The organism is Geobacter sp., assembly GCA_009684525.1.
Taxonomy (GTDB): domain Bacteria; phylum Desulfobacterota; class Desulfuromonadia; order Geobacterales; family DSM-12255; genus Geoanaerobacter.
Genome location: WKKR01000003.1, coordinates 111,927 through 125,921, shown reverse-complemented (window position 1 = coordinate 125,921; position 13,995 = coordinate 111,927). Strand labels below are relative to the sequence as shown.

Annotated in this window: 15 protein-coding genes; 1 reads left to right on the top strand and 14 read right to left on the bottom strand. The window is 53.2% G+C overall.

Translation table 11 applies throughout. From position 1 onward, the window contains the following. Positions 1-7 precede the first annotated feature (7 nt). The 6 genes from GJT30_11570 to GJT30_11545 all read right to left on the bottom strand — a co-directional run bounded on the left by GJT30_11570 (position 8) and on the right by GJT30_11545 (position 3,997). Positions 8-1,045: a response regulator gene (locus GJT30_11570; protein ID MSM40247.1), complete on the bottom strand. Its 1,038-nt coding sequence runs from the start codon at positions 1,043-1,045 to the stop codon at positions 8-10. 18 nt (positions 1,046-1,063) lie between these two features. Continuing rightward, positions 1,064-1,570: a chemotaxis protein CheX gene (locus GJT30_11565; protein MSM40246.1), complete on the bottom strand. Its 507-nt coding sequence runs from the start codon at positions 1,568-1,570 to the stop codon at positions 1,064-1,066. Continuing rightward, positions 1,567-1,929, bottom strand: coding sequence for a response regulator (locus GJT30_11560; protein ID MSM40245.1), 363 nt, complete (start codon positions 1,927-1,929; stop codon positions 1,567-1,569). The genes GJT30_11565 and GJT30_11560 overlap by 4 nt, the downstream gene beginning before the upstream one ends. 82 nt (positions 1,930-2,011) lie before the next feature. Further along, the gene (locus GJT30_11555) at positions 2,012-2,254 is read right to left on the bottom strand and encodes a hypothetical protein (protein ID MSM40244.1); all 243 of its coding nucleotides are present in this window, start codon (positions 2,252-2,254) and stop codon (positions 2,012-2,014) included. A gap of 55 nt (positions 2,255-2,309) precedes the next feature. Beyond that, entirely contained in the window at positions 2,310-2,717 is a 408-nt protein-coding gene (locus GJT30_11550) for a bacteriohemerythrin (GenBank protein ID MSM40243.1), read from the bottom strand. A gap of 200 nt (positions 2,718-2,917) precedes the next feature. Continuing rightward, positions 2,918-3,997: a PAS domain-containing protein gene (locus GJT30_11545; protein ID MSM40242.1), complete on the bottom strand. Its 1,080-nt coding sequence runs from the start codon at positions 3,995-3,997 to the stop codon at positions 2,918-2,920. Positions 3,998-4,185: 188 nt separating this feature from the next. Between GJT30_11545 and GJT30_11540 the strand changes: the two genes are divergently transcribed. Further along, on the top strand, positions 4,186-5,955 hold the full coding sequence (locus GJT30_11540) for a methyl-accepting chemotaxis protein (GenBank protein ID MSM40241.1): 1,770 nt from the start codon (positions 4,186-4,188) through the stop codon (positions 5,953-5,955). On the opposite strand, the gene GJT30_11535 is transcribed toward GJT30_11540, so the two are convergent. Genes GJT30_11535 through GJT30_11500 form a run of 8 tightly spaced genes read right to left on the bottom strand, consistent with a single transcriptional unit; the run spans position 5,930 to position 13,765 of the window. Beyond that, the gene (locus tag GJT30_11535; protein ID MSM40240.1) at positions 5,930-6,211 is read right to left on the bottom strand and encodes a metalloregulator ArsR/SmtB family transcription factor; all 282 of its coding nucleotides are present in this window, start codon (positions 6,209-6,211) and stop codon (positions 5,930-5,932) included. The two genes, GJT30_11540 and GJT30_11535, sit on opposite strands and share 26 nt — an antisense overlap. A gap of 6 nt (positions 6,212-6,217) precedes the next feature. After that, a complete protein-coding gene (locus tag GJT30_11530) occupies positions 6,218-6,595 on the bottom strand; it encodes a rhodanese-like domain-containing protein (GenBank protein ID MSM40239.1) in 378 nt (125 codons plus the stop codon). A gap of 23 nt (positions 6,596-6,618) precedes the next feature. Further along, positions 6,619-7,452, bottom strand: coding sequence for an MBL fold metallo-hydrolase (locus tag GJT30_11525; GenBank protein ID MSM40238.1), 834 nt, complete (start codon positions 7,450-7,452; stop codon positions 6,619-6,621). Next, positions 7,449-7,661 carry a DUF2892 domain-containing protein gene (locus tag GJT30_11520; protein MSM40237.1) on the bottom strand — a complete coding sequence of 71 codons (213 nt, stop codon included), beginning with the start codon at positions 7,659-7,661 and terminating at the stop codon, positions 7,449-7,451. The genes GJT30_11525 and GJT30_11520 overlap by 4 nt, the downstream gene beginning before the upstream one ends. A gap of 13 nt (positions 7,662-7,674) precedes the next feature. After that, positions 7,675-8,103: a hypothetical protein gene (locus GJT30_11515; protein ID MSM40236.1), complete on the bottom strand. Its 429-nt coding sequence runs from the start codon at positions 8,101-8,103 to the stop codon at positions 7,675-7,677. Further along, a complete protein-coding gene (locus tag GJT30_11510) occupies positions 8,100-11,327 on the bottom strand; it encodes an AcrB/AcrD/AcrF family protein (protein MSM40235.1) in 3,228 nt (1,075 codons plus the stop codon). Before GJT30_11510 ends, GJT30_11515 begins: the two co-directional genes overlap by 4 nt. Before the next feature lie 3 nt (positions 11,328-11,330). Next, positions 11,331-12,440, bottom strand: a complete 1,110-nt coding sequence (locus tag GJT30_11505) for an efflux RND transporter periplasmic adaptor subunit (protein MSM40234.1) — start codon at positions 12,438-12,440, stop codon at positions 11,331-11,333. Then, complete coding sequence (locus GJT30_11500; protein MSM40233.1) at positions 12,440-13,765, bottom strand: TolC family protein; 1,326 nt, start codon at positions 13,763-13,765, stop codon at positions 12,440-12,442. The genes GJT30_11505 and GJT30_11500 overlap by 1 nt, the downstream gene beginning before the upstream one ends. Positions 13,766-13,995 lie beyond the last annotated feature (230 nt).

Sequence of the window (13,995 nt, the reverse complement as noted above, 5' to 3'; positions counted from 1 at the left end):
CCGGACATTATGCTGCTTTGAGAAATTTGGTCACTTTGCTTACCAGCTCATCAGCATCATACGGTTTAAGGATAATCTCCTTGGCCCCATATTTGAGAGCCTTCAATACCCCGGTGCGGGTCCACTGGGAGGCACACATGATGATCGGCAGCGGGGATCCCTGGCGCATGGCGTTGATCTTGATACAAAGTGCCAATTCCCTGTCTTCGGTTTCAGCGACGCCAATGACGGCAACCTCGGCATCATTATTGGCAAAGAGCTCACGAATGTCTGCCTTGAGCGGTGCATCTACCACCGACCATCCAGCAGCACTCAGATACTGTTTCAAACTTTCACGTGCAAGTTCGTCGTCTTCAAGAACCAGAATTGTTTTGTTACCTACATTGATGGTAGCTGGCTTCTCTCCCGCAACAACATCCGAGAGCCCATCTCCCGTTTCTGCGACTTCAGCTTGCTCAGGCTCGGCAGCAGGGGGTTCGATAAGATGCGCCAAAGAAACCGGCATAAGGATGTCGAGACGGTCCATCTCGACACCATCCATATTCATCTGGGAACGAAACAGAACGTATTCGTCATTGACAATAGGTTCGTCATCAGACATTTCATCAATGCCGGGGATGAATTTCTTGGGAGCATTGAGTTTCAGATGGATTTTCTCGGGGAGACTCGATTTGAAAACCGAGTTGAACGAACCGATGACCTGGTTCATGATCTCGCCAAAGGCATCGACGTCGTCTGCCTCCATGATGGCAAGCTTGCGTTTTTCTGAGATCCTGGGCAGAGGGATCCCCAACAAGAGGCCACTCAGGAGAATGGCATCACGCAGGGAAAATATCATGTAGAACTGTCCGGGATATTCCTCTCGCGTTTCGACACTAGCAACAAATATGGCATCTTCCATGCCGGAAAAATAGCTTATTTTATTGGTATTTAAGCTATCATTCTCATCAACTTTCAATTGCTGGCCAAGCAGCATGCTGCTTTCTTCACCCGTCTGAACGAGGGCGTCGTCGATCATTTCTTTGAGTTTAATACTCTTTGCCATGTCAAATTTGCCTTGTCTCTAGTTTTCCTTGCTGAGTTTGAGACCAACCAGAAATCGATCAGATTCATGAGTAAAGGGAATGATCACGCAATCACTGTCAGTCATGGCATTGATTGTATATTCTTCTCCGGAAATCACCGTTGGGATGGAAAGGCTTATGTCGAGCCCACCCTTGGAGAGGATCTGCTTCACGTATCCGCCCAGCATGTTGGCAATTTCACCCAGAGCGTCGTTGACATCCTCTCCGACCTCGTCAACAACCATTCCAAGCATGTTTGAAGTTATGCAAAGTGCCAGGGGGCGCGGACAGTGTATGGAAAGTATGCCCGTGTAGGTACCGGCAAGTCCAACCATGCCGGTAATGCTGCACTGAAATTTGGTGACCGGCTCGCGTAACGGGAAACAGTCCTGCACGTCCATCATCACCATGGTCCCAAAGACCTCTTTCGTAGCATGGATCACATAACCACGCAGGTCCTCTTCCTGCAAATTGGCCGACTGTGAAACAGCCGTGTTCAGCGTCATAAAAGGCCTCCGAGTTTCTCATTAAGCTGCTCGGGAGTGAACGGTTTTTTGATACTGTCGCTGGCACCATTATTCATGGCCTCACGGAGGATGTCTTCTCCCCCTTCGGTCGTGATCATCACTATGGGAACTTTGTTGCCATTAGCTCTCACTTGTTTGATAAACTCCAGACCATCCATGTTCGGCATGTTAATATCGGATAGGATCAGATCGACCTTATTGCTCGTAAGGGAATTCAATCCTTCAATGCCGTCGCCGGCTTCGAATATGTCATCCACAGCAAGGCCTGCCTGTCGCAGAGAACGCGATATGATTTTCCTCATGGTAGATGAATCGTCGACAATCAGAACGTTTGCCATGTCAATGCTCCTCCTTTGGCGTAATGGGTTATGTAAGTATCGTCGTCACTAGATTTTTGTTACCTCGGATTCAGCACTGAAACTAAGAGTTCAGCACCTGCCGCAATGCAGCTACGTTTCGCGCCAGCCGCGAGAACTCATTGCTGGCACTGATGCATCGATCTGCCATTTCAGCAAGCCCAACCATTCCGGGAGCATTCCGTCCACTCTCTTCCTGGGGTTCGTGGTAACGGATCAAAAGATCCATTGCCTGAAGATTCGACTTGTCTACAGTGTCTTCCATCGTCTTGTACTCATCGGCTTCACTACTAGGCAGCTGTCTCATAATCCCCTCCTCCATCCACAATAACTCAATATTCAGGCAATCAGTGCAGACATCCCTATACCACACCTTTATCGTTCAGAAATGGCCCGTATTTTTTATCATTACCCTGTATATGCTTTATCAACCAGTCCCGTAAAAAATTCATGACATTTTGGGTCAGCGGCATTTTCCCGGCATCCATCTCTTTCTTAATATTGCCAACCTGTGCAACTAGCTGAGTGTGCTCGTTTTTATGGGTTTCGTAATCAGGATAGCCATGAAGCTTCATCAATTGCTCTTCCGTGGAAAAATGAGTCTGGGTATAGGTCATCAGCGACTTCAATACCGGCCCAATCACTTCGCTCCCCTTGCCAACTTTCATGGCGTCGTAAAGTTGATTGATCATGTCGATTAATTTCTTGTGCTGATCATCCAACTGCTTAACCTTGACACTGTAGCTGTCATTCCATGTAAGTAACGCCATCCCGATCCATCCTCCTTGATTTAGGTATATGCTTTTCATTCGGCAACATAGGTTAAAACTTTAGACCATCCAACTCACTGCAACGAAGATTGTGCAATAGTTTCCAGGCTTTTCTGCAAAAGCAAACTCTGTACCATCTTCGGGTTACAGTGGCAGTGGCAACATTACTTAAACAACACCAAACTGCAGGGCATAGAGGATCATCCTCCTGAATCCACAGGAAGCCTGACAGTAAAATGACTTCCAGCGCCTTCACTGCTGGCAACCTCAATGTTCCCACCGTGTTCCTCGATAATTGCCTTGCTTATGGTAAGCCCCAACCCGGTACCTTTATATCCCTTTGCCTGAGTCGATCTAAAATACTTGGTGAATATCCTTTCCCGATCTCTGGCAGAAATGCCGATGCCGCTGTCACTGACCGTAATCAGCACTGCAACGTCCTCAACAGTGACTCTCACGCGCACCGTTCCTCCGCATCCAGTAAATTTAATCGCATTGCCGATAAGATTGGCAAAGACCCTTTTCAACTGTTTGCCGTCGGCATTGATAATCGGAATACCCGGTGCAATGAAATAGGTAAAGTCAAGGCCATGGGCCTCAGCATCCCTGACGTGCTCCTGACAGCACTCCTCCATGAGTTCTGTCAAATTGCACGATTCACTCTGAATCTGCATAAGCCCCATATCAAGTCGGTAAGAATCCAGGATATCTTCAATCATTCCCAGTAACCGTCTGCCATTCCGCTCGATTTCCGAGAAATACTGCTGTGCCTGTTCACCCTGTTGCCCATCCGCGTCATTTTTCAAGGCATCAAGATACCCAAACATGACGGTAAGGGGTGACTTGAGATCGTGAGTCATAGCTGCCACGAATTCATCGCTCCGGCGGCGCTCCTGACGTTCCGTTGAAATATCCCGCATCTCAAACATATCTCCGATACAGGAGCCGTCACCGCACAGCACCGATGTTGCCTTGGCCTGGATCACCAGACCATTAATTGCCATCTCGATCGCGATATCACGGCAATTTTCACTCAGCACCTTATAGATAGCTGTACGTAGCGGAAGCATATAGACGCACTTACCAATAACCGCATCTCTTCCAACCTGCAGGATCTGCTCTGCTTTGTGGTTCAGGTAGCGAACCACACCTTCTCCATCAACGAGAGCAATCCCGATGGAAAGGTTTTCCACCAAAGGATCTGTTGAGATGGCGGCAAAATGAGCTTCAACGTGCCTGCTCATATGCCGCATATCATGCTCTAACCGTGCGTATTCCATACTCTCTCGTATCGGGAAGGCAAGCGTGCGACTTGAGGAAAAGTTTCCATGTTTACGTGCTTATGCCTGCCCTGCACTGTCGCAAGATCTCTATTATTCAGTAACATACCGAGCGCACGGGTTTGACGTTGCCCCATTGCCATGGTAAAGATGTATGGATAAGCTGAATCGACCCCTGCGAGGCACCTATGCTGAAAGCCTATTTGTCATCATTGCGAAAAACCATGGTCCTTATGATTTCATTCGGCCTTGCCATGGGTATCATCTTCCCTTTTTATTCGGCCCTCTTCTTTGGTTCCCGTGCATTCACCCCATGGTATATCGCAGGCTGCCTCATTGCTGGACTGCTGGTCGGACTGTTTTGCTGGTACATTATCAAGCAGGCGCTCAAGCTGCAGCTGGAACGCCAGTTTAGTGCCATCTCCTGCCTTGTCGGGACTATCGACGATGGCGAAACCCGTGCAAGCAAGGATGAACTGGAGCTTATTCAATTCCGTTGCGACATGCTCCTCAAACGCATGCGGGAAATGATGACGAATGTGAAATGCATTACCGATGCGTTTCTCATCAAATACCGTCAACTGGAAGAAAGATCGCAAGTGATCGTCTTTGGCAATGACAAACAGCTTGCCAAGGAACAGGAAAATCTCCAGTCAATGGAACAGTTGACCGATTTTTTTGGCATCCTGCTCAAGGAAATCGAGGAACTGACCCTGAGGAGTGACGAGCGTGCTTCGATTACCGCGGAGATGAGCGCAACCACCGACGTTATTGCCGAAAACATCAGAGAGTACTCGGATACCGTCACCAATACCTCTTCATCCATTGAAGAAATGGCTGCAAGCATCAAAGAAATCTCGGCGAATATAGAGGCCCTTTCATCATCAACAGAACAGACCTCCAGCTCCATTCAGCAAATCAGCTCGGCCATCAACAACGTCCGCGACAATACCCAAAAGGCCGTTGAGAGCTCCGTCAACGTGAGGATGCTGGCGCAGGACGGCATGCGGGCAATGTCGGCGACGTTGAAAGCCATGCATGAAATCGAACAGAACAATGAAGAATCATATAATGCCATCAGCCGGCTGGCTGTTCATTCCGCGCGAGTGGGCGAATTCGTAAAGGTGATCCAGGAAGTCGTGGAGCAGACCAATCTCCTCTCCCTGAATGCGTCCATTATTGCCGCACAGGCCGGAGAGCGGGGCAAGGCCTTCGCCGTTGTTGCAGAAGAGGTAAGATCTCTGGCCCACAGGACCTCAGCATCGGCAACCGAGATCCAAGAACTGGTGAAAAATATTCAGAAGGAAACTGCCTCCGTCCAGCGCGCGATTGCTCAAGGGAAGGACAGGGGCAAAGGTGGGGTGAAAATATCCGCGGTTACCAGTGATGCACTGGCAAAGATCGAATCGACCTCAACCGAAGTGGCTCAGATGATCCAGAAGATTGCCGCCTCAACCGTCAAGCAGGCGGCAGGCAGCAGGGTTATCAGCGAAGAAGCGGACAAGAATCTTGAGCGGGTCAGACAGGTAACCAGGGCGGTCAAGGAGCAGGAGCGCGGCACCATGATGATCGTTGAGGCTCTGGAAAATCTGCGGGAACTTTCCCACAGGATCATCACCTCAACTCGGGAACAAACCCAGGGGAATCGTCTCTATTTACACAACATACTGAATGATAATGAGAAAATTAAGCTACTGCACTCTACTGCCTTGAAACAGCATGCACTGGTCGAGGAGCTCAAGACGAGCATTGGCGAATCAGGCTTCCTGATGCAGGACAACGTGTTCAATGGACAACAGATTATGCAGCAGATCAGTGCACTCATCAATGAAATCTACCTGTTGCAACAGGCACAGCTCCCCATATCCCATCCGGCTATCGAAACACCGGCGCCTCCCATAGGATTGGGGCATCAATCCAGTGAACCAGCCATTATACCTGAAGCCCAAGAATTCTGACCAGTTCTGCCAGCATCTTCTCCTTCAGCGAATAGCATACCCGGGCTCCGTCACGACGTGCATCCAGTATCCCGTGCTCTTTCATCACCTTCAGATGCTGGGACACTACTGCCTGAGGGAGTCCGAGACACTCCCATATTTCCTTGACGCAGGCGCACCCACCGGCAAGCCCAGCGACGATCCGCAGACGGACCGGGTGCCCCAGCGTTCTGAGCAGCAACGCCCTCTGTTCCACGGTTGCATCAGGAGTTTTCATTTGTCATCACCGCTCAATGGGATAGCCGTTGCGATACCAGCCAACCAGTCCATCAACCATGTTGTAAACCTCTCCATATCCCCTGTTCACCAAATACTTTGCCACCAGATTGGAGCGCGACCCGACCGCACAGTAGACTAGGATCGGGCGATTCTTTGGCACCTCGACAAGTCGCCGTTCGATTTCGCTTAAGGGAATAAGCATCCCGCCTTTCATCCGTGCCTGACGAAACTCCTCGGGGGTGCGGACATCCAGCAGATAGACGTTCTTTTTTTGTTCGATGATCCTTTTCGCTTCCACAGACATGACGTTGCGATAGCCAGCACCCAAAGCAGCGGTAACCGTGGCGACCAACAGAAGGAAAATCGCAAGAATGTTGCGCATGAATCAAATCCTCTCAGCAGAATTTATATAATTTCCAGACTCGTTCCCACCTGTGCGGCGAGAAACTGTCCGGGGAATTCCCGGTGGAGTCTGGCGGCAGCAGTGAACCCGGTGCAGTGGGTGCCATAGATCTTCCTCACCCGGAATTCTCTCAGTGCGGACACTGTGGCATCAAGCTGCTGAGTCGAACTGAACCCCAGATGGGTACCACCGATTACCGCCTGCACTTCTTGAACACCGGTCAGTTCGCGTGCAGCCCGGATGGTATTGATCAGACCGGCATGACAACAGCCCAGGACCAGCGTCAATCCACGCTCCCCCTTGATGATCAGCGACTGGTCGTCAATCAGCTCATCGCGAAGGTTGCCGAGAGAATCGGCGTACAGTCCCGTATCCCCGATCTCGAATGCAGTGCTGCGGCAAACCTCGCCGGTGAGGAACACTCCGGGGGCAATCCTGCGAAAGGTGGAGCAAAGGTCAAAGTCTGCCCCGAGGACCCGGAGGAAATCCTCGCTGAATGGGATGCCGAGCGGCACCGCTTCCCCGGTATCCTTGACCCGGTAACGAGGCGCAAAAACACCTGGATGGGCATAGACCGGCCTCTTTCCCGTCAACTGCAGCAGTTGTCGCAGACCACCTGTATGGTCATAATGCCCATGCGAAAGCACAACCGCGCTGATCAAGCGGAGGTTGCGGTTCATCCGCAACGCGTTATGCAACAGGGTTTCGCCGCCACCCGTGTCGAACAGCAGGGAACCGCCATCCCATTCGATCAGCGCGGAAAAACCATGCTCCCCCAACGTACCGGCGATAGGGCCGACGGTGTTATCACAGAGGATCGTAACCCTGACGCTCATTTCTGGCAGCAATCTTTGGGAAACCGGGGGACACCCAGTTTGTCAAGGATGTTGAACAACGGGCAAAACTGAGTAAATCCTGACTGGAACAGGTTCAGCCCGACAAAACCGGTAACCCAGAGCCAGTTCGGATTGTGAAAGTGTGCCAAAAGCAACGAAATCAGGACAAATGCCCCGGCTACTATTCGGACAATACGCTCGATGTACATGAGAAACTCCTCTCTACGATCTCGACAGCATATCTGCTATCTTGCCTGCAACTTCGCCGGTCAACACCGGGCAGGCGCCTTTGTGATTGGACCTGATGATCTTGCAGCACGTCACATCATACTTTTCCTTGAACCAGGCATGCAGTTCACGTGTCAGATGGGCTATTCGCTTCTTGTCTTCCTTCAGCACCAGCCCTATCGCAACGGTGCCCGCAGCAACCGCGCCGCAAACGCAGCCGGAGCCTGAACCACCACCAAATCCGCTAACCATCTGCACCACATCGTCAGGAAGTTCGGGACGGAAGTGCTTTTTGATCGTGAACACCACAGCCTCTGCACAGTGCATTTTCCCGGAGCGATACAGAGCCTCTGCCTCCAGCTGGCAGAGTTCCGCCAGAGCAAGATCTTCCAGGTCCGCCTGTTTCTTCTTGAACCAAATCATCCTACCTCCGTCATTTCGTCATTCTTTACTGCATGTCGTTCCTTCCAGCTCTGCACAAGATAATACAGGATGGGAATCGTCACCCGCGACAGCGTCGTCGACGCAATCTCCCCGCACATGAGGGCAATGGCCAGCCCTTGGAATATCGGATCGAAAACAATGACGAAGCTGCCGACAACGACTGCTGCCGCAGTCAGGAGCATAGGACGGAACCTGACCGCACCGGCCTCGATGATGGCCTGATCGAGGGGGAGCCCTTCACGGCGCTTCATCTCGGCAAAATCGATCAGGATGATGGAGTTTCTGACGATAATCCCTGCCAAGGCAATAAAACCGATCATGCTCGTAGCGGTAAAGAAAGCGCCGAAGAGGGCATGACCCGGCAGAATACCGATCAGGGTAAGCGGGATGGGCGCCATGATCACCAACGGCGTGGTAAAGTCCCGGAACCAGGCAACGACCAGGATGTAAATGAGTACCATCACGGCAGCAAAGGCTACCCCAAGATCGCGAAACACTTCATAGGTGATATGCCACTCGCCATCCCACTTGAGACCCGGTTTTTCCTCGCTCCACGGCTGTCTTGACGCAAGCTGCTCGATCTTGTAGCCACCAGGAAGGGGGATGGCAGCAATCTCTTTCTGCATCTTGAGGATGGCGTACACCGGAGCTTCGATCTCACCGGCTACGTCACCAATGACATAGACAACATTCTTCAGGTTCTTCCGGTAAAGCGACTTTTCTTCGGTTCCGCGTATCGGCCGCACCAATTGGGATAATGGCACCATCCCCTTCGGTCCGGGAAGTTGGATCGACGAGAGTCCCGCCACAGAGCTGCGGTCTGCCACGGGGAGACGCAGATTCAGGGTTACCGGTTCTTTTTCCCGAGCCACATGCAGGAGACCCGCATCCATCCCGCCGAGGGCAAGCCCCAAGGAACTGGCCACATCTTCGGCAGCGATACCGTTCAAGGCGGCCTTCTCCCGGTCGACCGCAAAGGTCACCTTGGCTTGATCATCCTCGCGATACCAGTCAACGTCCACTACCCCTGCGGTCTTTATGAAGATATCCTTCACCTGTCGGGCAATATCAGCCCGCGTGGCGTCATCCGGCCCATACACTTCTGCCACCAAAGTCGAAAGCACCGGAGGTCCTGGAGGTATCTCGGCGATCTTGACCCGTGCCCCATATTTATCGGCAATCTTCTTGAGCAGCGGCCGCACCTTCTTGGCGATGTCGTGTGACTGTTCTTTCCGGTCTGCCTTGGGGGTCAAGTTCACCTGGATATCGGCCAGGTGCGGGCCTTTACGCAGGTAATAATGCCGGACCAGACCATTGAAATTGAACGGAGAATTGACCCCGACATAGGTCTGGAAATCGGTCACCTCCGGAATGGTCCGCAACGCATCGCCCATTTCGGCAGCCACCCTCGCCGTAGCCTCCAGCGGGGTACCGTCCGGAGTATCGATGATCACCTGCAGTTCGTTCTTGTTGTCAAACGGGAGCATCTTGACCGTGACCAGCTTGAAGTAAATCAGTGAACAGGCTGCCAGAAGCAGTACAACCACGCTGGCAAGAAAGCCATACCTGAGCGGCTTTTTGTGGATCAGCGCATCCATCACCTTCCGGTAGAAAGCGGTCAGTTTCGAGTCGTCCGGCGCCTCGCCGCTGTCAGCATGATGCTCTCCCTTCATCAGCCGATAGGCAAAATAGGGGGTTACGATGAAAGCAATGAACATGGAGAGCAGCATGGCCATGCTGGCCCCCACCGGGATCGGCCGCATGTACGGGCCCATCAGCCCGCCGACGAATCCCATGGGCAAAATCGAGGCAATGACGGCAAAGGTCGCCAGCACGGTTGGGTTGCCGATCTCGTCCACGGCCCGGATCGCACCCTCCAGCGGCTTGAACTTGGTCGTGGTGAAGTAGCGGTGGATGTTCTCGACCACGACAATGGCGTCATCAACCAGGATGCCGATGGAGAATATCAGTGCAAAGAGGGTTATCCTGTTCAGGGTGTACCCGATCAGGTAAAAGATCAGCATGGTGAGGGCCAGGGTAACGGGGATGGCAATCGCTGCCACCGCTCCTGCTCGCCACCCCATAAAGATGGCGATCAGGATGGTCACCGAGATGGCCGCAAGAAACATGTGGAAGAGAAGTTCGTTGTTCTTTTCCTTTGCCGTCTCTCCATAGTTTCGGGTCACCGTGACCTGTACATCTGCAGGGATGATCTTCCCCTTCAGAAACTCCACCTTTTTCATCAGATCTTCTGCTACCCAGGTGGCGTTGGCTCCCGTCCTCTTGGCAATCGATATTGTGACTGCAGCATAGTCCTTATGGGGATTCCCCTGCAGCCCCTTGGTCACTGCAGCCGGCCCCAGCCCGAAAAAGACATAGTCTTTGGATTCTGCAACACCGTCTTTGACAGTAGCAACATCCGAAAGATAAATCGGTTTGCTGTCGCGAACCGCTATCACCAGATGCTTTACGGTCTCCACATCCTGCAGAAACTGGCCTGCATGTACCAGCATTTCGCGGTTGTCGCCACTGAAAGATCCCGACGCACTGCTGGCATTCCCTTTGTGCAACGCAGCCGCTACCTCCAAGGGCGATATGCCTCTCGCAGCCAGTTTTCCGCTGTCGAGAACAATCCTGACTTGCCTGGAAAGCCCGCCGGTAACCTGCGCTTCGGCGACGTTCTCGCCCTTCTTCAGCTCTTCGCAGATCTCTTTTGCCACACTGCGCAGCATGGTGTGATCATACCGATCGGACCAGAGCGTCACCGCCAGGATCGGCACGTCATCGATGGATTTCGGGGCAACGAGCGGCTCGCCGGCTCCTGGAGGGAGCAGCTTCCTGTTGCTCATGACCTTGTTATAGAGCTTGACCAGCGACCGCTCCATGTCTTCGCCGACCAGATAGCGGACCGTTATGATCCCCATGCCAGGCCGACTCATGGAATAGAGATATTCAACACCTTTGATTTCCCAGAGTTTTCTTTCGAAGGGAGTGACGACGCGTTCCTGCACCTCGGCAGGCGTTGCCCCGGGAAGCGGCAAAAAGATGTCGATCATCGGCACAACGATCTGCGGCTCTTCCTCCCGCGGGGTCATCTTTATCGCAAAGATGCCGAGCAGCAGGGATGCAATGACAATCAACGGAGTCAGCTTGGAATTTATGAAGGCGCGGGCGACCTTGCCTGCGAACCCGAGGTCACGCATGATCTATTCCACCTTTCCACCGTCGGAAGCCTTCTCTGCGCCGCTCACCACGATCCGCTCACCGTCGCTGAGCCCGGCAAGGATTTCAATCTGTTCGCCAATCTGTCTGCCTGCCTTTACCAACCGCATTCTGATGATATTCTGCGGATCAACTACCCAGACCAAATTCAGTGCACCACGTTCCACCAGCGCCTTTTTCGGCACCACGATCCCTTTGACACTCCCTACCGGAACGAATGCCTTCCCGTAGGAGCCGGAGCGAAGGCCTCTGCCCGCTACGGCAACCTTTACAGTAAAGGTTCTGCTGGCCGGATCGATAGTAGGAACGATCTCCACAACCCGCCCGGTTTCAGGAGCAGTCATACCGTCCATCACGACCTCGATGGTCTTGCCGGTGCTGATCTGTCCCTTCAGGGTTTCGGGGGCCTGCACCTCAAGGAGGAAGCCACCTTCGCCTTCCACCGTCATGAGTGGCATCCCAGGGAATACCGTTGCCCCGCGGTCTATGGCCTTGTTCGTGATCATTCCCGCAAGTGGGGCGATCATTTTCGTGTAGGCAGCAACGGTGACTGCTGCGCGGGCACTCTCACGAGCCTGCACCAAACGCGACTCTGCGCGGGAGACCCCTTGCGCCGCAATCTCCTGTTCGGACTGGCGTGTTTCATATTCCTGCCGCGTCACAGCCTGCTCGGAAAAAAGCCGGCTGTACCTTTGGAACGTGGCGTCGGCCAACTTCCTGCGCGACAGCGCCTCATCAAGCGCCCGCCGGGCCTCTTCAACACCGGCCTGGGCTGCTGCGGCACTTGCCAGGGTTTCCACTGCCTCAATGCTTCCCAGAACCTGCCCTTTGCGGACCCGATCCCCCTCTTTCACCATCAGAGCTGTTACGGTCCCGGCAACCCGCGCAGCTATAACCGAGCTGTTCACCGCCTTGACGGTTCCGACCATCTCCAGACGCTCGGAAACATCCTGCACGTGGACCGTATCGACAACCAGCCCCTTTACCACAGCCGGGGCAGCCGGAACAGCACGGTCATGCTCTTTCGTACAGCCGGAAGTCGACATCAGCATCCCTGCGAGCAGCACGACATTCATTACGCCAGAGCGTAGCATCATCTGACAACCTCCTTGAGGAACAGCCCGGCGCTATGGTAGACACGCGCATTAGCAAGCGCATAACCGGCTTCGTTATCAACCAGCTGAGCCCTGGCCCGGTTGAGTGCTGTCTGGGCGTCGAGGGTCTCGACCGTTGTGGCAAGCGCATTCTCATAGCGCTTGTTGACCAGCCTGACCATCTCCTCCGCATCCTTTACCGCACGCTGTGCTACTTCCAACCTTTTTATCGCCTCTTCTCGACGCAGCATCGCTTCATTGACCTGTAGTACGGCATCCCGCCGACGTTCGGCGAGATACGCACCCACTGCATTGCGAGCCGCCTGGGCGCGTGACACCTCACTATTTCGCCTCAACCCATCAAAAAGCTCCCACCGAAGGTTCGCGCCAAGCATCCAGCTATCGTTGTCACGCCCCAGGGGCACATCACGGTCATTCATCTGATAAGAGGCTCCAGCATAGACGGTCGGCCAATAGCTCCCACGCGCAAGGGAAACACCCGCTTCGGACTTGGCAAGCTGCGCTTCCAGCTCTTGCAGGTCCTTCCTGCCCGAAAGTGCAGTTTCAACAAGCTCCTTGCCGTCAAGCATGAGATCATAGGCGGTTACCGTATCTGCGATGTCGGGAGCTGTGCCGGCCGGCAGACCGATTACCTGCCCCAGGCGCAACCGGGCAAGGGCAAGGTCGTTTACCGCAGTGATCTTCTGCTGTTCGATTTCAGCCAGAAATGTCCCGATGCGCAATTCGTCGAACTTGAGACCGACTCCGGCTGCGTTGCGCACGGCTGCCAGTCGTTGATGCTCGCGCGCGTCGGACACGGCCTTTTCGACAACCGATACATAAGCCCTTGCCCGCTGGACAGCCAGATATGCACCATAAACCTGAAAGGCAACTTCCTGGCGACGTTGCTCAAAGGCATGGGAGCGGGATACATACTCCTGCTCAGCGACGGCCTTTTCCCGCACAATCCCGACATCAAAGAGCGGCTGTTCCAGGGTGAGTGAAGTCTGAAAGTCTCCCGTGGTCGGTGGATGATTCAGATCACCGGCCAGAGAAAACCTCCCTTCGTCAAGCCGCATCATGAAGGCCTTTGTCGGGGAATTGGTGACTGCCGCCCGCTCTTCGAACGTAATTTTCGGCAGATACCGCGAACGGCTGATGGCCACCCCTGACTCTGCAGCACTTTGTTCATAGTGTGCAGCCTGCAGGAGGCTGTTATTCTCCAGGGCCAGTTCTATTGCCTGTCTGAGCCCGAGGCTCCTTTCTTCACCCATCGCAGCACCGCTAAAGAACAGCACCAAAGCCCCAGCAGCCAGAAATCTGATCACGTCATTCACCTCGTTTATCGATCGTCGACTACGTAAGTGCAATATATATTGTTTTGTATATATATTCTTGCGGTCATATTGTCAATTGGAAAGTTATCGAGCATTTCGACAATTTTCAAGAATAATATTGCAGGCTAATGGAGTTTTCCCGTGAATTGACCAGAGCGGATTTGGTTGACAAACCTCCGGCCGGGCTCTAGACTGCGCGCAGGCACTGAAGGGATTGC